22 protein-coding genes and 2 tRNA genes are annotated in these 21,453 nt (G+C 71.3%); 15 read left to right on the plus strand and 9 right to left on the minus strand.

Features of this window, described 5'->3' with window-relative positions; genetic code table 11:
* The first annotated feature begins 19 nt into the window (after nucleotides 1-19).
* The 3 genes from OG410_RS27430 to OG410_RS27440 all read left to right on the plus strand — a co-directional run bounded on the left by OG410_RS27430 (nucleotide 20) and on the right by OG410_RS27440 (nucleotide 2,416).
* A tRNA-Met gene (locus OG410_RS27430) sits at nucleotides 20-93 on the plus strand.
* A 229-nt stretch (nucleotides 94-322) separates the two neighbouring features.
* Nucleotides 323-2,173, plus strand: a complete 1,851-nt coding sequence (locus OG410_RS27435) for a tetratricopeptide repeat protein (RefSeq protein ID WP_329301574.1) — start codon at nucleotides 323-325, stop codon at nucleotides 2,171-2,173.
* 169 nt (nucleotides 2,174-2,342) lie between these two features.
* A tRNA-Met gene (locus tag OG410_RS27440) sits at nucleotides 2,343-2,416 on the plus strand.
* A gap of 176 nt (nucleotides 2,417-2,592) precedes the next feature.
* Here the strand turns inward: OG410_RS27440 and OG410_RS27445 are convergent.
* From OG410_RS27445 to hisN, 3 genes are all read right to left on the minus strand, one after another.
* On the minus strand, nucleotides 2,593-3,015 hold the full coding sequence (locus OG410_RS27445) for a Fur family transcriptional regulator (protein WP_326785619.1): 423 nt from the start codon (nucleotides 3,013-3,015) through the stop codon (nucleotides 2,593-2,595).
* A 229-nt stretch (nucleotides 3,016-3,244) separates the two neighbouring features.
* Complete coding sequence (locus OG410_RS27450) at nucleotides 3,245-3,637, minus strand: CBS domain-containing protein (protein ID WP_326785618.1); 393 nt, start codon at nucleotides 3,635-3,637, stop codon at nucleotides 3,245-3,247.
* Between the two features lie 270 nt (nucleotides 3,638-3,907).
* Nucleotides 3,908-4,708, minus strand: a complete 801-nt coding sequence (hisN, locus tag OG410_RS27455; protein ID WP_329301575.1) for a histidinol-phosphatase — start codon at nucleotides 4,706-4,708, stop codon at nucleotides 3,908-3,910.
* 225 nt (nucleotides 4,709-4,933) lie between these two features.
* On the opposite strand from hisN, the gene OG410_RS27460 reads away from it, so the two are divergent.
* Nucleotides 4,934-5,542, plus strand: coding sequence for a TetR/AcrR family transcriptional regulator (locus OG410_RS27460; RefSeq protein WP_329301576.1), 609 nt, complete (start codon nucleotides 4,934-4,936; stop codon nucleotides 5,540-5,542).
* A gap of 176 nt (nucleotides 5,543-5,718) precedes the next feature.
* On the opposite strand, the gene OG410_RS27465 is transcribed toward OG410_RS27460, so the two are convergent.
* The 4 genes from OG410_RS27465 to OG410_RS27480 form a co-directional block, all read right to left on the minus strand.
* A complete protein-coding gene (locus OG410_RS27465) occupies nucleotides 5,719-6,042 on the minus strand; it encodes a DMT family transporter (protein ID WP_329301577.1) in 324 nt (107 codons plus the stop codon).
* A gap of 116 nt (nucleotides 6,043-6,158) precedes the next feature.
* Complete coding sequence (gene rsgA, locus OG410_RS27470) at nucleotides 6,159-7,172, minus strand: ribosome small subunit-dependent GTPase A (protein WP_328448437.1); 1,014 nt, start codon at nucleotides 7,170-7,172, stop codon at nucleotides 6,159-6,161.
* Between the two features lie 16 nt (nucleotides 7,173-7,188).
* Nucleotides 7,189-8,529 carry a 3-phosphoshikimate 1-carboxyvinyltransferase gene (aroA, locus tag OG410_RS27475; protein WP_329301578.1) on the minus strand — a complete coding sequence of 447 codons (1,341 nt, stop codon included), beginning with the start codon at nucleotides 8,527-8,529 and terminating at the stop codon, nucleotides 7,189-7,191.
* 147 nt (nucleotides 8,530-8,676) lie between these two features.
* The gene (locus OG410_RS27480) at nucleotides 8,677-9,408 is read right to left on the minus strand and encodes a M50 family metallopeptidase (protein WP_329301579.1); all 732 of its coding nucleotides are present in this window, start codon (nucleotides 9,406-9,408) and stop codon (nucleotides 8,677-8,679) included.
* A 50-nt stretch (nucleotides 9,409-9,458) separates the two neighbouring features.
* Between OG410_RS27480 and OG410_RS27485 the strand changes: the two genes are divergently transcribed.
* The 10 genes from OG410_RS27485 to OG410_RS27530 all read left to right on the plus strand — a co-directional run bounded on the left by OG410_RS27485 (nucleotide 9,459) and on the right by OG410_RS27530 (nucleotide 19,677).
* Nucleotides 9,459-10,274 carry an SOS response-associated peptidase gene (locus OG410_RS27485; RefSeq protein ID WP_329301580.1) on the plus strand — a complete coding sequence of 272 codons (816 nt, stop codon included), beginning with the start codon at nucleotides 9,459-9,461 and terminating at the stop codon, nucleotides 10,272-10,274.
* 19 nt (nucleotides 10,275-10,293) lie between these two features.
* Nucleotides 10,294-10,965 carry an alpha/beta hydrolase family protein gene (locus tag OG410_RS27490; RefSeq protein ID WP_443063911.1) on the plus strand — a complete coding sequence of 224 codons (672 nt, stop codon included), beginning with the start codon at nucleotides 10,294-10,296 and terminating at the stop codon, nucleotides 10,963-10,965.
* Nucleotides 10,966-11,220: 255 nt separating this feature from the next.
* Nucleotides 11,221-11,913 (plus strand): RNA polymerase sigma factor SigR, encoded by a 693-nt coding sequence (gene sigR / locus OG410_RS27495; RefSeq protein WP_326790805.1) that lies wholly within the window; start codon nucleotides 11,221-11,223, stop codon nucleotides 11,911-11,913.
* Nucleotides 11,910-12,212, plus strand: a complete 303-nt coding sequence (gene rsrA, locus OG410_RS27500) for a mycothiol system anti-sigma-R factor (RefSeq protein ID WP_328448430.1) — start codon at nucleotides 11,910-11,912, stop codon at nucleotides 12,210-12,212. Before sigR ends, rsrA begins: the two co-directional genes overlap by 4 nt.
* 185 nt (nucleotides 12,213-12,397) lie before the next feature.
* Entirely contained in the window at nucleotides 12,398-13,753 is a 1,356-nt protein-coding gene (locus OG410_RS27505; RefSeq protein ID WP_329301581.1) for an HD-GYP domain-containing protein, read from the plus strand.
* An 80-nt stretch (nucleotides 13,754-13,833) separates the two neighbouring features.
* Nucleotides 13,834-15,057, plus strand: coding sequence for a metal-dependent phosphohydrolase (locus OG410_RS27510; RefSeq protein WP_443063912.1), 1,224 nt, complete (start codon nucleotides 13,834-13,836; stop codon nucleotides 15,055-15,057).
* A gap of 153 nt (nucleotides 15,058-15,210) precedes the next feature.
* Entirely contained in the window at nucleotides 15,211-16,191 is a 981-nt protein-coding gene (locus tag OG410_RS27515) for a tetratricopeptide repeat protein (protein WP_326785606.1), read from the plus strand.
* Between the two features lie 57 nt (nucleotides 16,192-16,248).
* Nucleotides 16,249-16,899: a peptide deformylase gene (gene def, locus OG410_RS27520; RefSeq protein ID WP_329301582.1), complete on the plus strand. Its 651-nt coding sequence runs from the start codon at nucleotides 16,249-16,251 to the stop codon at nucleotides 16,897-16,899.
* A gap of 340 nt (nucleotides 16,900-17,239) precedes the next feature.
* Nucleotides 17,240-18,319 (plus strand): epi-isozizaene synthase, encoded by a 1,080-nt coding sequence (cyc1, locus tag OG410_RS27525; RefSeq protein ID WP_329304268.1) that lies wholly within the window; start codon nucleotides 17,240-17,242, stop codon nucleotides 18,317-18,319.
* Entirely contained in the window at nucleotides 18,316-19,677 is a 1,362-nt protein-coding gene (locus OG410_RS27530; RefSeq protein WP_329301583.1) for a bifunctional albaflavenone monooxygenase/terpene synthase, read from the plus strand. Before cyc1 ends, OG410_RS27530 begins: the two co-directional genes overlap by 4 nt.
* Nucleotides 19,678-19,724: 47 nt before the next feature.
* Here OG410_RS27530 and OG410_RS27535 read toward each other — a convergent pair whose 3' ends face one another.
* The gene (locus OG410_RS27535; protein ID WP_329301584.1) at nucleotides 19,725-20,690 is read right to left on the minus strand and encodes a GlxA family transcriptional regulator; all 966 of its coding nucleotides are present in this window, start codon (nucleotides 20,688-20,690) and stop codon (nucleotides 19,725-19,727) included.
* A 92-nt stretch (nucleotides 20,691-20,782) separates the two neighbouring features.
* Between OG410_RS27535 and OG410_RS27540 the strand changes: the two genes are divergently transcribed.
* Nucleotides 20,783-20,986: a hypothetical protein gene (locus tag OG410_RS27540; protein WP_329301585.1), complete on the plus strand. Its 204-nt coding sequence runs from the start codon at nucleotides 20,783-20,785 to the stop codon at nucleotides 20,984-20,986.
* Here the strand turns inward: OG410_RS27540 and OG410_RS27545 are convergent.
* On the minus strand, nucleotides 20,947-21,417 hold the full coding sequence (locus OG410_RS27545; RefSeq protein WP_329301586.1) for a hypothetical protein: 471 nt from the start codon (nucleotides 21,415-21,417) through the stop codon (nucleotides 20,947-20,949). The genes OG410_RS27540 and OG410_RS27545 overlap by 40 nt on opposite strands.
* Between the last annotated feature and the right edge of the window lie 36 nt (nucleotides 21,418-21,453).

A 21,453-nucleotide genomic window follows, 5' to 3' on the forward strand; every position in this document is an offset into this window, starting at 1 on the left:
TACGGTTGAGGAACAACAGCGCGGGGTGGAGCAGCTCGGTAGCTCGCTGGGCTCATAACCCAGAGGTCGCAGGTTCAAATCCTGTCCCCGCTACTGAAGTCGAAGGCCCGGATCCAGTTCATGGATCCGGGCCTTCGGCGTGTGTGACGCCACGCCGGGGCGTACCCGGTGACCTGGCGACTCGTGTGAAGTGCCGCGACATGCGAGGGCAGTTGGGCGATCTGTGTTTGACTTGTCTCTCTGTGGGCATGTCGACAAAACGCTGAAGTGACCTAACTGGCTGCGGTATACCAGGTGTACCCAGTTTGCAGGTGGTGCGACGATGGACGTTATGGGGGACAAGGCAACTCTGTTGGATACAGGGCGGTTTGCGGAGTCTGCCGACTTTGAGCGGCCTGTGGATCTCACGCAGCCTTCCGACCGGGACGAGACCGGCGAGGCCGCCGAGGAAGCGCGCCGCTGGTCGGCCGCGGAAGCCGGCGACGTCGAGGCGATGAGCGTCCTCGGGGCCATGCTGCTGCGCCGCGGCGATCTCGACGCGGCCGAACCGCAGTTGCGCGCGGCCACCGCCGCGGGCGACCGTGCCGCCGCCAACAATCTGGGCGTCCTCCTCTACCAGCGTGGATATGCCGACGAGGCCGCCGGATGGTGGCGGATCGCCGCCGTGGCCGGCAGCGCCGCCGCCGCGCACGCGCTCGGCCGGCACCACCGCGAGCGCGGTGACGAGCCCGCCGCCGAGTACTGGCTGCGCCAGTCCGCCGAACAGGGTCACGCCCTGGGCGCGTACGCCCTCGCCGATCTGCTGGAGCATCGTAGTGACGTGGGTGCCGAGCAGTGGATGCGGGCCGCCGCGGAGCGCGGGCACCGCGAGGCCGCGTACCGGCTGGCGCGCGCGCTCGACCGCAAAGCCCTGGACTCAGGCGAGGCCGTGGGTGACAACGGTGTCATCGGGGCCGCGGGACAGGCCGCCGAGCAGTGGTACCGGCAGGCCGCCGCGCGCGGGCACCGCAGGGCCGCGCTGCATCTCGGGGCGATCCTGGAGAAGCGCGGCGACCTCAAGGAGGCGGGGCGCTGGTATCTGACGTCCGCCAAGGACGGGGAGGCGCGCGCCGCGTGCGCCCTCGGGTTCCTGCTGCGCGACGCCGGGGACCCCGACAGTGCCGCCGTCTGGTGGCTGCGGGCCGCGCAGGACGGGGACGGGAACGCCGCCAACGCGCTGGGCGCCCTGCACGCAGAGCGGGGTGAGACCCAGACCGCCGAGCGGTGGTACCGGGCCGCGATGGACGCGGGTGACGTGAACGGCGCCTACAACCTCGGGCTGCTCTGCGCCGAGCAGGGGCGGACCGCGCAGGCCGAGCAGTGGTACCGCAGGGCCGCGTACGCCGGTCACCGCGAGGCCGCCAACGCCCTGGCGATCCTGCTGCTCCAGGGCGGCGACGCGGCCGGGGCCGAGCCGTGGTTCTCCAAGGCCGCGGAGGCCGGGAGCGTGGACGCCGCGTTCAACCTCGGCATCCTGCACGCGGGACGCGCCACGGAGGGCGACGACGCCGCGGCGCTGCGGTGGTACGAGCGTGCCGCCGCCGCCGGACACACGGAGGCGGCGCTCCAGGTGGGCATCGCGCGGCTGAGAGAGGGCGACGAGCCGGCTGCCGAGCGGCATCTGCGGTGCGCCGCGGGAGGGGGCAGCGCGGAGGCCGCCTACCGGCTCGCCGCCGTGCTCGACGCCCGGCGGCCCCCGGCGCCCGCGCACGAACTCGGGGAGCCCGCGCAGGAGAAGAGCGAATGCGAGGAGTGGTACGAGCGGGCCGCGTCCCAGGGGCACCGGCGCGCGCAGGTGCGGGTCGGGATGCTGGCCGCCGCGCGGGGCGATGTGGTGGAGGCGGCGCGCTGGTACCGCGAGGCCGCAGAGGCCGGGTCGCGCAACGGCGCCTTCAACCTCGGGCTGCTGCTCGCCCGCGAGGGGAGCGAGCCGGAAGCGGCGCTGTGGTGGACTCGCGCGGCCGACGCGGGCCACGGGCGGGCGGCGCTCCGGCTGGCGCTCGTGTACGCGCGGCGCGGGGAGCTCGCCGAGGGGCAGCGCTGGGCAGACCGGGCCGTGTCACTGGGGCCGGCGGAGGTCTCCGAGCGGGCGGCGCGGCTGCGGGACGCCTTGCGGGAGGAACTGTCCGCGTGAGGGCGGCAGGGTGTCCGGGCCGGCCGGGCACCCGGCCGGGCCCCGGCGCCCGGGCAACCGCCCCGGGCGCGAGGGCGCGGGGGCGCTGGGGGACGGAGGACGACCGTCGGACCCCCTGTTCAATGGATTTGCGCGGGCCACGCTCTTGACGTACTGTTCAGTTCATCGACGCGGGGTGGAGCAGCTCGGTAGCTCGCTGGGCTCATAACCCAGAGGTCGCAGGTTCAAATCCTGTCCCCGCTACTGAAGGCCGAGGGCCGGAATCCGAAAGGGTTCCGGCCCTCGGTGCGTTTGCGGTCCCTGCGCGAAAACGCGTCAGCGAACAGTGAACAGCGAACAATGTGCGGGGCAGGGAACGGAAAGCCCCGGCGCGCGTGGCGTGCCGGGGTTCGTGTGCGTGTGTGGGCGTTCGCGTGCCTCTACGCCGCCATGGCCGCGCAGTCGGGGCAGACGCCGCGATAGGTCACCTCGACGTTCGAGACGGTGAAGCCGAAGCGCTCCGAGTCGGGGAGATCGCCGAGCGGGTTGCCGATCGGATGGACGTCGCGGATCGCCCCGCACCGGGCGCACACCAGGTGGTGGTGCGGACGGTGCGCGTTCGGGTCGTAGCGCTTGGCGCGCTTGTCCGTGGCGACTTCCAGCACCTCGCCGAGCGAGACCAGTTCGCCCAGCGTGTTGTAGACGGTCGCCCGGGAGATCTCGGGCAGCTTGGCCACGGCGCGGGCGTGCACCTCGTCGGCCGTCAGGTGGACGTGGTCGCCGTCGAGGACCTCGGCCACGACACGTCGCTGCGCGGTCATACGCCATCCACGTCCGCGCAGGCGTTCCAGCAGGTCACTCATACCGGTCAGCCTAACAGCAGGTGAACCAGATCCCGAATGAGTGTGATTTTAGATCTTGACCTGACTTGGACAGTATCCATCTCTGGGGTGAGTCCGGCGTGCCGGGTGCGGACGGCGGGCCTGAACCTCCGGGATCCGCCCGGGAGTTCAGGCCCGCCTGGGTGTTCGGACGGGATCCGCCGGTCCGTTCAGGTCCGTCGGCGTGCTCGCGCCGGACCCGGCGGTCCGCTCAGGCCGGTACCTGCTGCCGGGCGGGTGCCCAGCAGCGGATGATGTCGCGGACCGAGACGATGCCCACCGGGCCGCTGCCGTCGAGCACGATCAGATGCCGGAAGCCGCCGTGCGACATCGCGGCCGCGGCCTCCTCCAGGGTCCAGGTGGGCGCCGCGAAGACGACGTCGGTGGTGGTGTGGCTGCCGGCTGTCTCCGAGTCCGGGTTCTGGCCGTGGGCGAGGGAGTTGAGGATGTCGCGCTCGGTGAGGATGCCGAGGCCGGACGAGTCCTCGTCGAGGACCACGGCCGCGCCGACGCGGCGCGCGGACATCAGACGGGCCGACTGGCGGAGGGTGTGTGCCGGGCCGATGGTCAGGACCACCGTGCTCATGGCGTCGCGGACGAGCATGGGCTGGAGCCACCTCCTCGGTGAGCCGCGGGCTCCCCGGCTCCTCGACGGAGCGCAAAGAGAAGCGGTTCACAAGTTCACAAGTGGGGGAGCTCTCAGAGTCGCAGTTAAAGAGAGGGTCAACAAGGGGGCGCGTGCCGCGAGTTCGGGGGCGCCCGGGGTTGCTCGGCAGCCCCGGGGTCCGGCAGGAGAGATCCTCGCGACGGCGCCCCACGACGGCGCAGGGAGAGTGAAGTCAGGGGAAACGCACTGGTCAGGCCGCTGGTTGCCTCAGTAGCGCTGGTTCAAATACCCCAGCATCTCGTCGTGGAGGAGGCCGTTCGACGCGGACGCGTTGCCGCTGTGCGGGCCGGGGCGTCCGTCGAGGCCGGTGAACGCGCCGCCGGCCTCGGTCACGATGATCGCGTTCGCCGCCATGTCCCAGAGCGACAGCTCGGGTTCGGCGCAGATGTCGATCGAGCCCTCGGCGACCATCATGTACGGCCAGAAGTCGCCGTAACCGCGGGTGCGCCAGACCGCCTTCGTGAGATCGAGGAAACCGTCCAGACGGCCCTGGTCCTCCCAGCCGGACAGCGAGGAGTACGCGAAGGACGCGTCGGCCATCCGCGAGACCTCGGACACCCGCAGACGGGACGCGGAGGACAGGCTGCGGCCGGTGAACGCGCCGTGCCCCTTCGCCGCCCACCAGCGACGGCCGAGCGCGGGGGCGGAGACGACGCCGACGACTGGCTGGTAGCCGCCCTCGCCCGCCTCCATCAGGGAGATCAGCGTGGCCCACACGGGCACACCGCGGACGTAGTTCTTGGTGCCGTCGATCGGGTCGATGACCCAGCGGCGGGGGCCCGTGCCCTCGATGCCGTACTCCTCGCCGAGGACCGCGTCGCGCGGCCTGGCCCGCTGGAGATGGCCGCGGATGAGTTCCTCGGCGGCCTTGTCCGCCTCGCTCACCGGTGTCATGTCCGGCTTGGTCTCGACCTTCAGGTCGAGCGCCTTGAAGCGGTCCATCGTCGCGGCGTCGGCGGCGTCCGCCAGGACATGGGCGAGGCGCAGGTCATCGCGGTAGTCGGGCATGGGTGAACCGTATCTGCCCGCGTCGTGACGGGGCTACACAGGACCGGCAGGTGATCCGCGGGCCCGACCGCGCCGGCGCCCCGGCAGGAGAGAGGCCCCGGGGGCTCGTGCCGGGTCCGGGCGCGCACGGCTTCGGGTGCGCGCCCCACAGGGCCGCCGCGACCCCTTGACAGTGCTCCCGCACGCGTCAAACCTGGCTCCAGAGCCGCTCGCCCCAAGGAGGCGATGATGCCCGCAGCGCGCGAATCGCTCTTGGACGCCGCCTATACGGCACTCGCGCGCCGGCCGTGGTCCGCGGTGCGGATGGTCGATGTGGCCGCGGTGGCCGGAGTGTCACGCCAGACGCTCTACAACGAGTTCGGGAGCAAGGAAGGCCTGGCGCGCGCCCTGGTACGGCGGGAGGCCGACGCCTATCTCGCGGGTGTCGACCGGGCCCTGGCCGCTCACACGGACGCGCGGGACCGGCTGGCCGCGACCGCCGAGTGGACCACCTCGACGGCCCGCAGCAACGCGCTGGTGCGGGCGATGCTGACCGGAAGCTGGAGCGAGCGGCTGCCCTCGCCCGCGCTGTCCGCCGTGCCCTCGTCGTCTCCGGTGCCCGCGCAGCGGCGGGCCGACGGACCGCTGCCCTCGCCCGCCGACTTCGTGTTACTCGTCCGCGACCGCGTGGTCGCCGCGCTCGCCCTGTCCCGGGCGGACACCCCCGAGGTCACCCGGACCTGCGAACTGGTCACCCGGCTCGCGCTGTCGTGCGTCGTCGCGCCGCCCGCCCGGGGCGGTGCCGCGGAACTGGTCAGGACCGCGCTGGCGTCGTCCCACCGGCTCGGAGTCTGAGGGCGGGCACCTCGGGCCCAACTGCCGCCAAGGGGTGCGAACTGACGCCATGCGAACTGACGCCGTGCGAACTCACGCCATGCGAACTCAAGGCATGTGCGCTCAGGGGGCGCGCACTCAAGACGAACGTGCACTCAAGGCGAGCGTGCTCAGGGCGCGCACTCAAGGGTGCGTGCTCAGTGCGCCGACCCCGAGAGCTGGAGCCCGATGACACCGGCGATGACCAGGCTGATCGAGACGATCTTGAGGACCGAGACCAGGTCGTCGAGGAAGATCATGCCGTAGATGGCGGTGCCCGCCGCGCCGATGCCGGTCCACACCGCGTAGGCCGGACCGACGTCGAGCTTCTTCAGGGAAAGGGTCAGCAGCCCGAAGCTGCCGAGGGCGAAGACGCAGAAGGCCACGGTGGGCCAGAGTCTGGTGAAACCGTGGGAAAGCTTCAGGCAGACGGCGAAGCCGGTTTCGAGCAGTCCCGCCACAACGACCAGCAGCCACGCCATGTCTTGTCCTCCCGCATCGCACGTCGACTGCCGGCCCGGCCCGGGTCGGTGCGATTATGCATTCACCGACCCGGAGAAGCCCTTACCGACCACGGGCACGCGCAAACACGGGGACGTCAGTCGCCCTCGCGGCGCTCGCGTGTGGACAGCAGCCGGCGCAGCGAGTACAGCCGCTGCGGGTCGGCGTGGCCGTCGGCCACCCACTGGTCGAGCGCGCAGTCCGGTTCGTCGTGGCTGCACGCGCGGGGGCAGCCCTCTGTGCCGGGTTGGAGATCGGGGAAGGCGTTGATGACCCGGGACGGATCGACGTGGTTCAGGCCGAAGGAACGGACACCGGGGGTGTCGACGAGCCAGCCTCCGGCGCTGCCCGCCAGGGGCAGGGCCAGTGCCGAGGTGGTCGTGTGCCGGCCGCGGCCCGTGACCGCGTTGACGTGACCGGTCGTGCGGCGCTGCTCGGGCGGCACCAGCGCGTTCACCAAGGTCGTCTTGCCGACACCCGAGTGACCGACGAACGCCGTGATTTTGCCGTTCAGCTGCTCGCGCACGCGGTCGGCGGCGGCCTCGCTGCGCAGTTCCTCGCGGCTGGTCACCACGTACGGGATGTCCAGCGCTCCGTACAGCTCCAGGAACTTGTCCGGCGGGGCCAGGTCCGACTTCGTGAGCACGAGGAGCGGGGTCAGGCCGCCGTCGAAGGCCGCCACCAGACAGCGGTCGATCAGCCGGGGGCGCGGCTCGGGGTCCGCGAGGGCGGTGACGATGGCGAGCTGGTCGGCGTTGGCGACGACCACGCGCTCGTACGGATCGTCGTCGTCGGCCGTGCGGCGCAGCACCGAGCCGCGCGGCGCGATGCGGACGATGCGGGCGAGGGTGTCCTTCTCGCCGGACAGGTCGCCGACGATGGCCACCCGGTCGCCGACGACGGCGGCCTTGCGGCCCAGTTCGCGTGCCTTCATCGCCACCACGGCGCGGCCCTCGACCAGACAGGTCAGCCGGCCGCGGTCGACCGTGAGGACCATGCCCTCGACGGCTTCCTCGTGCTTGGGGCGGATGTTCGTACGCGGACGGTTGCCCTTGCGGTTCGGCCGCTGGCGGATGTCGTCCTCGTCGGTGTTCTTGCCGTATCGGCGCATGATCCAGGTCCGCCCGTCAGTTCCCGAGCATCCCGGTCCACAGGTCGGGGAAGTCGGGCAGGGTCTTCGCCGTCGTCGCCACGTTCTCGATCTGGACGCCCTTCACCGCCAGCCCGATGATCGCGCCGGCCGTCGCCATGCGGTGGTCGTCGTACGTGTGGAAGATGCCGCCGTGCAGTCGGCGCGGCCGGATGTGCAGGCCGTCCGCGGTCTCGGTGACGTCGCCGCCGAGTTCGTTGATCTCCTTGGTGAGCGCGGCCAGCCGGTCCGTCTCGTGCAGGCGCAGATGGGCCACGCCCCGCAGCGTGGAGGGGGAGTCGGCGAGCGCGGCGACCGCGGCGATGCCCGGGGTGAGCTCACCGACCTCGCCCAGGTCCACGTCGATGCCGTGGATGGCACCCGAACCGGTGAACCGGAGCCCCGTCTCGGTCAGTTCGCAGGAACCACCCATCTCGGTGAAGATCTCCCGCAGCCGGTCACCGGGCTGGGTGGTGTGGGCCGGCCAGTCGGGGACGACGACCGTGCCGCCGGTCACCAGCGCCGCCGCCAGGAACGGCTGGGCGTTCGACAGGTCCGGCTCGATGATCAGGTCGCGGCCGAGCAGCGCGCCCGACGTCACCCGCCATACGTTCGGCTCGCCGCCCGACTCCGGGGTGTCCACCTGGGCGCCGACCGCGCGCAGCATGTCGACGGTCATCCGGATGTGCGGCATGGACGGGAGGGTCGAGCCGGTGTGCCGGACCTCGACGCCCTGGTTGAAGCGCGGGGCGGAGAGCAGCAGGGCGGACACGAACTGGGAGGACGACGACGCGTCGATCTCCACCGGGCCGCCGTCCAGGGCGCCGCCGCCGTGCACCGTCAGGGGAAGAGCGCCGCGGCTGTCGTCGTCGATCCGGGCGCCGAGCAGGCGCAGCGCGTCGATCACGCCGTGCAGCGGACGCTCGTACGACCTCGGGTCGCCGTCGAAGCGGATGGGGCCGTCCGCGAGCGCGGCGACGGGGGGAAGGAAGCGCATGACGGTGCCGGCGTTGCCGACGTCGACCGTGGCCGGACCGCGCAGGCCCGAGGGGATGACCCGCCAGGCCTCGCCGGAGGCGTCCGGGCCCGCCGCGACCGTCGAGCTGGAGGCGACCGTCTCCTCGATGCCCACGCCCATCGCGCGCAGCGCGCCGGCCATCAGCAGGGTGTCGCGGGAACGCAGCGGGCGGCGCAGCCAGCCCGGCTCGGAGGCCAGCGCGGCCAGGACGAGAGCGCGGTTGGTGACCGACTTGGACCCCGGCACGTGAACCGTCGCGTCGACGGCTCCGCTTGCGTGCGGGGCTGGCCAGAGGGCGGTGTGGGCGGGGTTCACGGTCATGCGCCCCACTTTAGTGGCAGGGCGCTGGGCAGCCGCCGGTCCGTCACCGCCGGTGACGCCCGCCCGGGGAGCCGGACAGGGGGTGTCCCGGGAGCGCGGCGGACGGCCGCGGCGCGGCTCGGCGCCCTGTGAGCGGCGGCCCGCTGCTCACAGCCCCAGCAGCCAGCGCCCGCCGCCCATCAGGGAGCACAGCGACACGGCATGGAAGAGGAACAGCCACAGCCCGGCCGGTACGTGCGTCAGCCGTGACAGCTGGTCCGCGTCGGAGTCGCCCGCGCCGCCCCGGCTCCGCTTCGCCTGGAGTTCGAAGGCCGGACGGACGCCGCCGAGGAGCAGGAACCACACCACGGCGTACGCGAACGCGGCCTGCACCTGGGGTCCGGCGAGCCAGGACACCAGCAGGAAGGTGCCGCCGGTGAGGATCACGGTGAGCGCGCCGTACGCGTTGCGGATCATCACCAGCATGGCTATGAGCAGGGCCGTGGCCACCCACAGCAGCAGGGTGATGTGGCCCGCGCCGAGCAGCGCGGCGCCGCCGAGGCCGAGCAGCGGGGGAGCGGTGTAGCCGGCCGCCGCCGTGAGGATCATGCCGAGGCCGGTCGGCTTGCCGCGGCTGACGGTCAGGCCGCTGGTGTCGGAGTGCAGCCGGATGCCGCTGAGGCTGCGCCCGGTGAGCAGGGCGACCAGACCGTGGCCGCCCTCGTGCGCGATGGTGATGGCGTTGCGGGAGACACGCCAGACGCCGTGCGGGACGATCGCCGCGAGGGCCGCGACCATGGTGGCGATCACCACCCACAGGTCGGGGTCCGGCTGGGTGCCGAAAACCTCGTCCCACAGGGAGCTCAGCGAGGCCAGCGAGGTGGATGCGGTGCTGTCCATTGTCGGCGGTGGCTCCCTTTCGTGGCGCGGAATCTGGCAGTGTTGCACGTATGTGCGGACGGTATGCAGCCAGTCGTGGACCCGAGGATCTCGCAGCAACCTTTGAGGTCGAGAAATGGGACGCGGAGGAGACTCTGGCGCCCGACTACAACGTGGCTCCGACGAAGGAGGTCTACGTCGTCCTCGACCGCCCTGTGAAGGACGCGGACAGCCCGGACCCGGTTCGCCAGCTGCGCAAGCTCAAGTGGGGACTCGTCCCGTCCTGGGCCAAGACGCCCGAGGGCGCCGCCCGGATGATCAACGCGCGCGCGGAGACGGTGCACGAGAAGCCCTCGTACCGCCGTGCCTTCGCCACCCGGCGCTGCATCGTCCCCGCCGACGGCTACTACGAGTGGGTCACCGGCACCGCCGAGCGCGATCTGGAGGTCGAGGGCAGGAAGAAGCGGCCGCGCAAGCAGCCGTACTTCGTGACGCCGGCGGACGGCTCGGTCTTCGCGATGGCGGGACTGTACGAGTTCTGGCGCGACCGGACGCTGCCGGACGAGCATCCGCTGGCCTGGTGGACGACCTGCTCGGTCATCACGACCGAGGCGGAGACGGCACCGCTCGCGGTGGCCCCCGCCGAGGGACCGCGGGCGCTGGCCGACATCCACCCGCGGATGCCCCTGATGCTCACCCCCGACCGCTGGGACAGCTGGCTCGACCCGTCCCGCACGGACCCGGACGAACTGCGTGACCTGCTCGCGCCGCCGCCCACCGGGCTGATGCGCGCGTACCCCGTCTCCACCGCGGTCAGCAATGTCCGCAACAACGGGGCGGAGCTGCTGACGGAGCTGGAAGGGCCCGAGGAGGGCACACTCTTCTGACGTGGCGAGGATCAGCGACGTGAGCGAGACCGGCGAGACCGGCGAGACCGGCGAGACCGGCGAGACCGGCGAGACCATCGAGACCGGCGCCGGTACGGCCCGGATCACCTGGCACCGGGCGGTGAAGGCGCGCCTCGTCCTCGCCGTGAGCCACGGCGCGGGCGGCGGCATCGAGGCCCGGGACCTGCGGGCGCTCGCCGAGGTGCTGCCCGCCCACGGGGTGAGCGTGGCACTCGTCGAGCAGCCCTGGCGGGTGGCCGGGAAGAAGGTGGCCCCCGCGCCGAAGACGCTGGACGTGGGATGGCGGGGCGTGTGGCCGGCGCTGGCCGAGCAGGGGTTGCCCGTGGTCTCCGGAGGCCGCAGCGCGGGCGCCCGGGTCGCGTGCAGGACCGCGGTGGAGCTGGGCGCTGCCGCGGTGCTCGCCCTGAGCTTTCCCCTGCACCCGCCGGGCAAGCCGGAGAAGTCCCGCGCCGCCGAGCTGCTCGGCGCCGGGGTGCCCGCACTCGTCGTCCAGGGCGGCAACGATCCGTTCGGCCGGCCGGAGGAGTTCCCGCCGGGCTCGTACGAGCTGACCGAAGTGCCCTACGGCGATCACGGCTTCGCCGTCCCGAAGAGGGCCCCGCTCACCCAGGAGGAGGCGCTGAAGATCATCACGGACGGTGTCGTCGGGTGGGCCGCGTCACTCGAGTGACGGCCGGGAATGCAGAGTGACGGACTTCTGTTGTGCCGATCAGACAGCACGCAGTGTGCTGCACCGTTCGTACGAGAGGAAGTCCGCCGCATGGGTTCGACCTTCTGCCCGAGCCGCAGCAGCCGCGCTGACCTGGACTGGACGGTGCTGCACGCGGGCAAGAACGCCCCGATTCGGGCGGCGGGCGGGCATGATGTTCGTCTATCCTCCGATTCCAGTGGGACCGGTCTCGGTCTCGCTACGTCGCTGGAGGAGGTGGGTCCGGTCACTGGGACCGACGCAGGGACCGAAAACGGCCAGGCGGAGCAGCCCGAGGGCCAGGGCACGAGCGACGCGACGGCGGAGACCTCCGCCGAGCGCACCGCGCGCTTCGAGCGGGACGCGCTCGAATTCCTCGACCAGATGTACTCGGCCGCCCTGCGCATGACGCGCAATCCGGCCGATGCCGAGGACCTGGTGCAGGAGACGTACGCCAAGGCGTACGCGTCCTTCCACCAGTTCCGTGAGGGCACGAACCTCAAGGCGTGGCTGTACCGCATTCTCACCAACACCTTCATCAACTCGTACCGCAAGAAGCAGCGCGAACCCCAGCGCAGCGCGGCCGAGGAGATCGAGGACTGGCAGCTGGCGCGCGCCGAGTCGCACATGTCGACCGGCCTTCGTTCCGCCGAGTCGCAGGCGCTGGACCACCTGCCCGACTCCGACGTCAAGGAAGCGCTGCAGGCGATCCCCGAGGAATTCCGCATCGCCGTCTATCTCGCGGATGTAGAGGGCTTTGCGTACAAGGAGATCGCGGACATCATGGGGACACCCATCGGTACGGTGATGTCCCGGCTGCACCGGGGCCGTCGCCAACTGCGCGGCATGCTGGAGGACTACGCCCGTGACCGCGGACTGGTCCCCGCCGGCGCCGGAGAGTCGAACGAAGCGAAAGGCTCGGGCTCATGAGCTGCGGAGAGCCGCACGAGACGGATTGCAGTGAGGTACTCGATCATCTGTACGAGTTCCTCGATCATGAGATGCCGGACGCGGACTGCACCAAGTTCGAGGTCCACTTCGAAGAGTGCTCCCCGTGCCTGGAGAAGTACGGCCTCGAGCAGGCCGTCAAGAAGCTGGTCAAGCGGTGCTGCGGCCATGACGACGTGCCGACCGATCTGCGGGCCAAGGTCATGGGCCGCATCGATCTGATCCGCTCAGGACAGGCCGTGCCCGAGCATGACGTGACCGCGACGGCCCAGGAGTCCTGACCCCGGGCGACCCTCCACCGCGAGGGGCACGCCCCGGCGACGGCCTCCCGGCCCTCCTTTTATCACCCGAACGTGCGAATCCGCGGGCCTGGAGCCCGCGGATTCGCACATACCCGTCCCCACTCCCTTTCTCCCGCCCTAGGCTCCGAGCCTGAGGCCGGGGGAGGTACGGGGGAGGTTCGGGGATGGGTTCGGTTCCGGCGTGGGCCCGTGTGTACGTGGCCGGTGTCGTTCTCCTGGCTCTCGCCTGCCTGGCTCCCTTGCCGCATCTGCGCGTCCCCTGGGAGATCGTCGCGCTGCTCGCCGTGCTGTACGCGGGCTGCGAGCGCGTCACACTGCCGCTCCGGCCGCACGGAGCCGGCGCACCCGGCGGCGACACCACGCAGGGGATGGGCGCCTTCCTCCCCGTCCTGCTGGCCGGCGCCTTCCTGCTGCCCGCGCCGGCCGCCGCCCTCGTCGCACTGCCCGGGGCGCTGCTCGCCCGGGTCGAACAGCGCCCGCGCGGCCCGCGCCGGATCTGGCGCGCGGCCCAGCTCGCCGTCGCCGTCTGGGCGGCCTCCCGGGTGTACGGGGCGCTCGGCGGCCGGGACACGCTCGTCGCGCCCGATTTCCCCTACGCGCTCGTGCCCGCCGGAGCCGCGGTGCTCACCTTCAGCGCCGCGCTCACCGTCCTCGACGGCGGGATCCTCGCCCTGGCCGAGCGCGCTCCGGTGCGCGGTGCCTGGCACGGGCTCTTCGCGCGCTCACTGGCACCGGTCGCCGTGCACGGCCTCGCCGGGCTGATGATGGCGGTGCTCTGGCGCAGCCCGTACGGCCCCGTCGCCGCGCTCCTCGTCCTGCTGCCGATGTACGTCTCCTGCTGGGTCTTCGCCCAATACCACCGCGAACGGGCCGCCCACCAGGCCACCATCCGCGCCCTCGTCCAGGCCGTCGACATCAAGGACGGCTACACCCGCGGACACAGCGAGCGGGTCGGGCGGGCATCCGTGCTGATCGCCCGTGAGCTGGGCATGCACGACGAGCGCGTCGAGGTGCTCCGGTTCGCCGGCATCCTGCACGACGTCGGCAAACTCGGTGTCCCCACACGGCTGTTGCGCAAGGACGGACCGCTGACCCCCGAGGAACGGCGGGTCATCGAACTGCATCCCGAGTACGGGCACGAGATGGTCCGCGGGATCGGGTTTCTCGGCGAGGCCCGCTCGGCGATCCTGCACCACCACGAGCGGCTGGACGGAAGCGGATATCCGTACGGACTGGCGGGGCCGCAGATCCCCGAGTTCGCCCGGGTGGTGGCCGTCGCCGACGCGTTCGACGCCATGACGTCGACCCGGTCCTACCGCAGGGCCCGCCCGGTACGGGCGGCCCTGGAGGAACTGGGGCGCTGCGCGGGGACACAGTTCGACCCCCGGATGGTGGCGGCGCTGGTGCGGGCGCTCGACCGGCACGGCTGGCATCCCGCGGTGACCGCGGACACCGCCCCGGCCGTCGCACCCGGCATGCCGGCGTATCCGTCCGACACCCTCGGGCGGAGCGCACCGTGAGCACGACCGCCCCGCGGCGCGAGGCCCCCGCCCGCTCCCCCCGGCCGGCCCGTCCCGCGCCGGCCGGGAGGACCCCCGCCCTGCTCGCGGCGGTGCGCGCCCTCGCCCTTCTCCTCGCGCTCCTCGCCCTCGGCGTCACCCTCTGGGAAGGGCTCGACCAACGCGGCACGGCGCTGGCCTTCGGCCTGCTCATAGCCGTCGGCGAGCTCGCCCGGTGGAGCGGGGCCGAGGAACGGGAGTCCGCACCCCTCGGGGCCGCCGGAGCCCTCGCGTACGCGCTGCTCGGCGAGAACGCCGGGCACCGCACCGACCACGGTGTCCTCCAGGTCGTCGCCGTGGTCGTGGCGGCGGCACTGATCGGCTGCGTTCCGCACGTGGCACGGGGACAGGCGCCGACGCTCGACCATCTCTCCCGCCGCGTCCTGACCGTCACCTTCGCCGCCGTCTGCTTCCAACCCCTCTACGACCGGGGCAGGTTGCTGGAATGGGGCGGCTCGGCGCAGGCACTGTTGCTGGTCGCGCTGCTGGTCCTCACCACACTGTGGGACGCCGTGCTCGCGGCGGTGACGGCCCACGCGCGGACCCGGTGGCCGTTCGGGCCGCTGCTGCGCGACGAACTGCGGGCCACCCTCGGGATCGGTTCGGCGGTGTGCGCGACCGGGGCCGTGATGGCGCTCGCGGTCGCGGTGGTCGGACTGTGGGCCCTGCCCGTCTTCTCGCTGCCGCTGCTGCTCACCCAGCTCTCCTTCCGGCGCTACGCGGCCGTGCGGGTCACCTACCGGCAGACGATCGCGTCCCTCGCGCGCGCGACCGAGATCGCCGGGTACACACCGGCCGGTCACGCCCGGCGGGTGGCCGCCCTCAGCCGGGCCGTGGGCCGCGAGCTGGGCCTGTCCGAGCCCGGCCTCACCGTCCTGGAATACGCGGCGCTGATGCACGACATCGGGCAGCTCAGCCTGGTCGACCCGGTGCCGGCCGGCGCCACCGCCGCGCTTCCGGCGGCCGAGCAGCGGCGGATCGCGCTGCTCGGCGGCGCCGTCGTACGGCAGACCGGGGTGGAGGCCGAGGTCGCCGTCGTGGTGGAGCGGCAGGCGGACCCGTACCGGGAGCAGCCGGTCACCGCGCGCATCGTGCGGACCGTGAACGCATACGAGGAGATGGCCTGGGCAGCAGGGCCCACAGGGCCGCTGACAGCGCTGGAGAAGCTGCGGCTGGCCACCGCCCGCGACTACCAGCCGGAGGTCGTGGAGGCGCTGGCCCGGGTCGTGTCCCGAGCCGGTCTGACCTTGCCCCGGGCTGGGTAACCCATGGGTAATGAGCGGCCGTCCGAAGGTACGTGGTTGGATGCGAGGGAGAGGGTGTCAGGGGGCGTGGGCCGGCCCGGGGCTGCACTGCCTCCCAGGGACTCTTCGAAGGACCGGCAGGCGGGTAACACCAGGAACTGGCAGGCGGGAATCGTGAGGATCTTCGGCAAGGGACGACACCGGCCCTCCGCCTCATGGCGGCAGGCCACCGACCGTGCGTTCACGCTGATCGGCGACGGCCGGTACGAGGACGCGGGAGCGCTGCTGACGCGTGCCGCGGACCTGGAGCCCTGGCTGTCCGAGTCCTGGTTCAACCTGGCTCTGCTGCACAAGTTCCGGCACGACTGGGAGCAGGCGCGGGCAGCGGGCCTGCGGGCCGTCGCCCTGCTCGACCGCGAGACCGGCGCACCCGACTGGTGGAACGTGGGGATCGCGGCCACCGCGCTGCAGGACTGGCCGCTGGCGCGGCGTTCCTGGCAGGCGTACGGGCTGCGGGTGCCCGGCGGTGCCGCCGTCTCGGGCGAGCCCGTGGGCATGGACCTCGGCAGCGCGGCCGTGAGGCTGTCGCCGGAGGGCGAGGCCGAGGTGGTGTGGGGGCGTCGGCTGGACCCCGCCCGCGTCGAGGTGCTGTCGATCCCGCTGCCGTCCTCCGGGCGCCGCTGGGGCGAGGTCGTTCTGCACGACGGCGTTCCGCACGGCGAGCGGACCACGGCCGCCGGGCACGCCTACCCGGTCTTCGACGAGATCGAGCTGTGGGCGCCCTCGCCGGTGCCCACCTGGGTCGTCCTGCTGGAGGCGGCCACCGAGGACGACCGGGACGCGCTGGAGCGGCTCGCCGCCGACGCCGGCTTCGCCGCGGAGGACTGGTCCTCGTCCGTACGGCTGCTGTGCCGGATGTGCTCCGAGTCCCGGATGCCGTCCGACGAGGGCGACGAGGAACACCTCGACCCGCACGACCACAGCGAGCCCGGGCACCCGGGTCCGCTCGGCCACCGCACCGACGGGCAGCTGTGGGTGCCCGAGCGGGAGTGCGGGCTCGCGGCGCCGGCCTCGCTGGTGCGCGGCCTGCTCGACGGCTGGGTCGCCGACAGTCCGGACTCCCGTGACTGGCGGGATCTGGAAGAGGTCTGCTGAGCGCACCTTTAGGCTGTAGTCGCAGAAATCAAAGGTCTGAGGAAGGCGTACGTCGTCATGGCGCAGCAGGAAACCGATCAGCAGCACGTGGGTGTGCTCCCCGTGGACGACGACGGCTTCGTCATCGACACCGAGGACGCCGAGGAGCGCGAGACGGGCTACCGCGAGCGTGGCACCTCTCGCCCGATCACGGTGGTCGGGAACCCGGTGCTGCACAAGGAGTGCAAGGACGTCACCGAGTTCGGCGACGAGCTCGGCCGGCTGGTCGCCGACATGTTCGCTAGCCAGCGCACCGCCGAGGGCGTGGGCCTGGCCGCCAACCAGATCGGTGTCGACCTGAAGGTCTTCGTCTACGACTGCCAGGACGACCAGGGCACCCGGCACGTCGGTGTGGTCTGCAACCCGAAGCTGGTCGACCTGCCCGCCGACCAACGTCAGTTGGACGAGAGCAACGAGGGCTGCCTGTCGGTGCCGACCGCCTACGCGCCGCTCGCCCGCCCCGACTACGCCGAGGTCACCGGGCAGGACGAGAAGGGCAACCCGGTCCGGGTGCGCGGTACGGGATACTTCGCGCGCTGCCTCCAGCACGAGACGGACCACCTGTACGGGTACCTGTACATCGACCGGCTCTCCAAGCGCGACCGCAAGGACGCACTGCGGCAGATGGCCGAGAACGAGCCTCGCTACGCGACCGTGGCGAACGGCTGAGCCTCGCTTCGCAGGGCGCCCCGCGCCGCTGGGACATAAATTGACCGGCGTGACGCACGGCCTCTTGTGGGTCTACTCGAACGGTGCTTGGACAGGCGATCCGCCTGACCAGGCACCGTTCGCATGTACGTCATATGTTCGATCCCTTGTGCTCCTTCAGTGATCCGGATTCAGTCACACAAGGGGATATTCTCGGCATGGTCACGTAGTCAGTGGGCCAAATCCGTTCCCAGAACGGTCAGTTGTGGTGCTGAATGGGAAGTGCGGGGATACGCAACGGCGCACGCCCGGTACAGCCGGAGGGGTGTGACGTCAACAGGCGGCTGAGAGGGGTTTGTTCGTGCGTGCTTTCTCATACGGCTCTTCATCGACACTGCTTGCGGTACCACCGGCGCTCTCTCTCCCGGTGATCGAGTCCGAGTTTCCCCGTCGACTGCACCCGTATTGGCCGAGGCTTCAGGAGAACACCAGGACCTGGCTCCTCGAAAAGCGTCTGATGCCCGCGGACAAGGTCGAGGAGTATGCGGACGGCTTGTGCTACACGGACCTCATGGCGGGCTACTACATAGGCGCCCCCGACGACGTCCTCCAGGCGATTGCGGACTACAGCGCGTGGTTCTTCGTCTGGGACGACCGGCACGACCGCGATGTCGTCCACGGCCGGGCAGGCGCCTGGCGGAAGCTCAGGTTCCGGCTCCATGCGGCCCTCGACGCCCCCAGGGACCATCTGCACCACCAGGACCCACTGGTCGCGGGGTTCGCGGACAGCATGGTGCGGTTGTACTCGTTCCTCGGCGAGGACTGGAACAAACGGTTCGCACTCCACTTCCACGCGGTGATCGACGCGTACGACAGGGAATTCCGGAACCGGGCCTCCGGCACCATTCCCACGGTCGCGGAATACCTGGAACTCCGTCGGCTCACTTTCGCGCACCAGATCTGGACCGACCTTCTGGAACCGAGCGCCGGCCGTGAACTCCCCGCCGGGGTGCGGCTGCATCCGGCATTCCAGCGGGCGGCATTACTCAGTCAGGAATTCGCCGCCTGGTACAACGACCTCTGTTCGCTCCCCAAAGAAATAGCGGGCGACGAGGTCCACAATCTCGGAATCAGTCTCATTCATCATCAGGGGCTGACACTCGAAGAAGCCGTCACCGAAGTGAGGCGGCGGGTCGAGGAATGCGTGGAACAATTCCTCGTCGCCGAGAAGGACGTTTCACGGCTCGCCGGATCACTCGCGGACGGTACGGCCCGGGGAAAAGAGACGAGCATCGCCGTCAGGGCGTGCCTCGGAAACATGCGGAACTGGTTCAGCTCCGTGTACTGGTTCCACCACGAGTCGGGCCGGTACATGGTCGACAGCTGGGACGACCGCTCCACACCCCCGTACGTCAACAATGAAGCGGCAGGTGAGAAATGACCGTCGATGCGGTACGACCCGAGGTGCGGGAGTTGTCCGTCCCGCCCCTTGCCGGAGGCGGGCTGCCCGTCCTCGGACACGGCTGGAAACTGGTCCGCGACCCACTGGGCTTCCTCGCCCGGCTGCGCGACCACGGCGATGTCGTCCGGCTCAGGATGGGACCCAAGACGGTGTACGCCGTCACCACCCCCGCGCTCACCGGCGCGCTGGCGCTCAGTCCCGACTACGAGATCGGCGGCCCCCTGTGGGAGTCGCTCGAAGGCCTGCTGGGCAAGCAGGGTGTCGCCACGGCCAACGGAGCGCTGCACCGGCGCCAGCGCCGGACCATCCAGCCCGCGTTCCGGGCCGACATCATCCCCGAGTACGGCCCGATCATGGAGGAGGAGTCGAAGGCGTTCGCGGAGCGCTGGGAGAGCGGCACGGCGGTCGACTGCACCTCCGAGTCGTTCCGTGTCGCGGTCCGTGTCGCCGCCCGCTGTCTGCTGCGCGGCCGGTTCATGGACGAGCGCGCCGAGCGGCTGAGCCTCGCGCTCGCCACGGTGTTCCGGGGCATGTACCGCCGTATGGTCATCCCCGCGGGACCGCTCTACCGGCTCCCGCTTCCCTCGATACGCGCATTCGACCGCGCATTGGCCGATTTGCACGCGCTCGTCGACGAGATCATCGACGAGCGGCGGGCATCTGGTCAAAAGCCGAACGATTTGCTGACGGCATTGCTGGAGGCGAAGAACGATGACGGCGACCCGATAGACGAGCAGGAGATCCACGACCAAGTCGTCGCGATCCTCACCCCCGGCAGTGAAACCATCGCCTCCACGATCATGTGGTTGCTTCAAGTCTTGACGGAACATCCGGAACAGGCGGACAAAGTGGCCGCAGAGGTCCGTTCCGTCGCGGGAGACCGGCCCGTCGGATTCGGTGACGTCCGGAAGCTGTCGCACACGAACAATGTCGTCGTCGAGGCGATGCGTTTACGCCCGGCCGTATGGATATTGACGCGGCGCGCGGTGGCCGAAACCGAGCTGGGCGGCTATCGCATTCCGGCCGGTGCCGACATCGTCTACAGCCCGTACGCGATCCAGCGCGACCCCCGTTCGTACCAGGAGCATCTGGATTTCGATCCCGACCGCTGGCTTCCGGAACGCTCCAAGGACATCCCGAAGTATGCAATGCGCCCCTTCAGTGTGGGCAACCGCAAGTGCCCGAGCGACCACTTCTCGATGGCACTGCTCTCCCTGATCACCGCCACCGTGGCGTCCCGGTGGCGCTTCGAGCCGGTGTCCGGGTCCAGCGACGCGACCCGCGTCGGCATCACCCTGCGGCCCCACGGCCTGCGGCTGAAGGCCCGGTCGCGCTAGGGCCTCGGCCCGGCCGGTGTCCGGTCCGCACGTCCACCGGCGCATGTTCAGGCCGCCCTCGGGCCCCTGAACGTGCGCCGGTAAGCCTGCGGGGTCGTCCCCAGGCTCCGTACGAACTGATGGCGCAGCGCCGCCGCGTTGCCGAAGCCTGCGCGGCCCGCGATCGCGTCCATCGTCTCGTCCGTGGCTTCCAGCAGCTCCTGTGCCAACAGCACCCGTTGACGCAGGATCCAGCGGTAGGGCGTGGTCCCGGTCTCCTGCTGGAAGCGGCGCGCGAAGGTGCGCGGCGCCATATGGGCGCGGGCTGCGAGCTGTTCGACGGTCGTCTCCTCGTCGAGGTGCCGCTGCATCCACACCAGCACCTCGCCGACCGTGTCGTACTGCGAACGGGGCAGGGGCCGCTCGATGTACTGGGCCTGCCCGCCGTCGCGGTGCGGAGGCACCACCATCCGGCGGGCGATGGTGTTGGCCACCTCGGGGCCCTGCTCCTTGCGGACGATGTGCAGACAGGCATCGATGCCGGCCGCGGTGCCGGCCGAGGTGATCACCGGGTCCTCGTCCACGTACAGGACGTCGGGTTCGACGATCGCCCGCGGGTACTGCCGGGCCAGCTCGTCGACGTGCTGCCAGTGCACGGCGCAGCGCCTGCCGTCCAGGAGCCCGGCCGCGCCGAGCGCGAAGACCCCGGAGCAGACGCTGAGCACCCGGGCCCCGCGGTCCACCACACGGCGCAGCGCCGCGAGCAGTTCGGGCGGATAGCCGCGTACGGCGTAGGTGTCCCCGGCGGGCACGACCACCAGGTCGGCCTCTTCGAGCCGGTCGAGACCGTACGGAGTGGAGACCGTGAACCCGGGGACGTGGGTGCCGAGTGTCGGCCCTTCGGCGGACACGACCGCGAACTCGTAGACGGGCAAGCCCTCGTCGCTGCGGTCGAGGCCGAACACCTCGCAGACGACGCCGAGTTCGAAGGGATGCACGCCGTCGAGCAGGACGGCCGCCACGTTGTTCAGCATGCTGCCAGTGTGCCGTGGAAGTGGCAGTAATTCGAGGGTCTGCGGCAGCTCTGCCACTGACGGTAAGGAGTCATCGACGCGACACTAGTGTCATGAACTCAGCGATGGACAACCTCGTCGGAATCCTGGCCGTTCTCGCGATCTTCACGGCCGTGGCGCTCCCCTCCCTGATCGGGCTCGCCCGCGAGCGGCGCGTGGACCGTCAGCTCAGGGCGGCCGCCCGCCCCCGCCAGGACGCCGGGCGGCCGCCGCGCCCTCACTCCTTCGTCACCACCACCGTGACCGCCCACTCCTGAAGCCCGTCGCAGGAGACCCGGGCCGGATCACTCGGACACATCGGCCGGGACGACGTCAGCCGGACCGTTCCCGGCGAGACCGCCTTGTAGGCGGCGGACGCGTCGCCCGGCTGGAGGACGATGCCGCTGTTGGTGGCCTCCAGACCGCTGCCGTCGGCCTTCACGGGTGCCCAGGGCCTGCGCGTGGTGCCGTCCAGGGAGACGCGGACGGTCTCGCCGGGCGCCAGACAGTACGTGTCGCCGGTGTCGGCGGCGCCGAGCTCCGCCTTCGCCGTGGCGCAGCCCCCGGGCGACCGGGAGGGTGACGTGGTGGGCGACGGCGACACGGTGCCGCTGCCGCCCGCGTCGCCTCCACTCTGTGTGCCGCAGCCCGCGAGAAGCAGGGTCAGAGCGGTGAGGGCGATGATCCGGGTGTGGGTCGATCGACGCATGGGGTGGCCTCCTTGCGGGTTGGACGTGCCACCGGG

Source organism: Streptomyces sp. NBC_00659 (genome assembly GCF_036226925.1).
GTDB lineage: Bacteria > Actinomycetota > Actinomycetes > Streptomycetales > Streptomycetaceae > Streptomyces.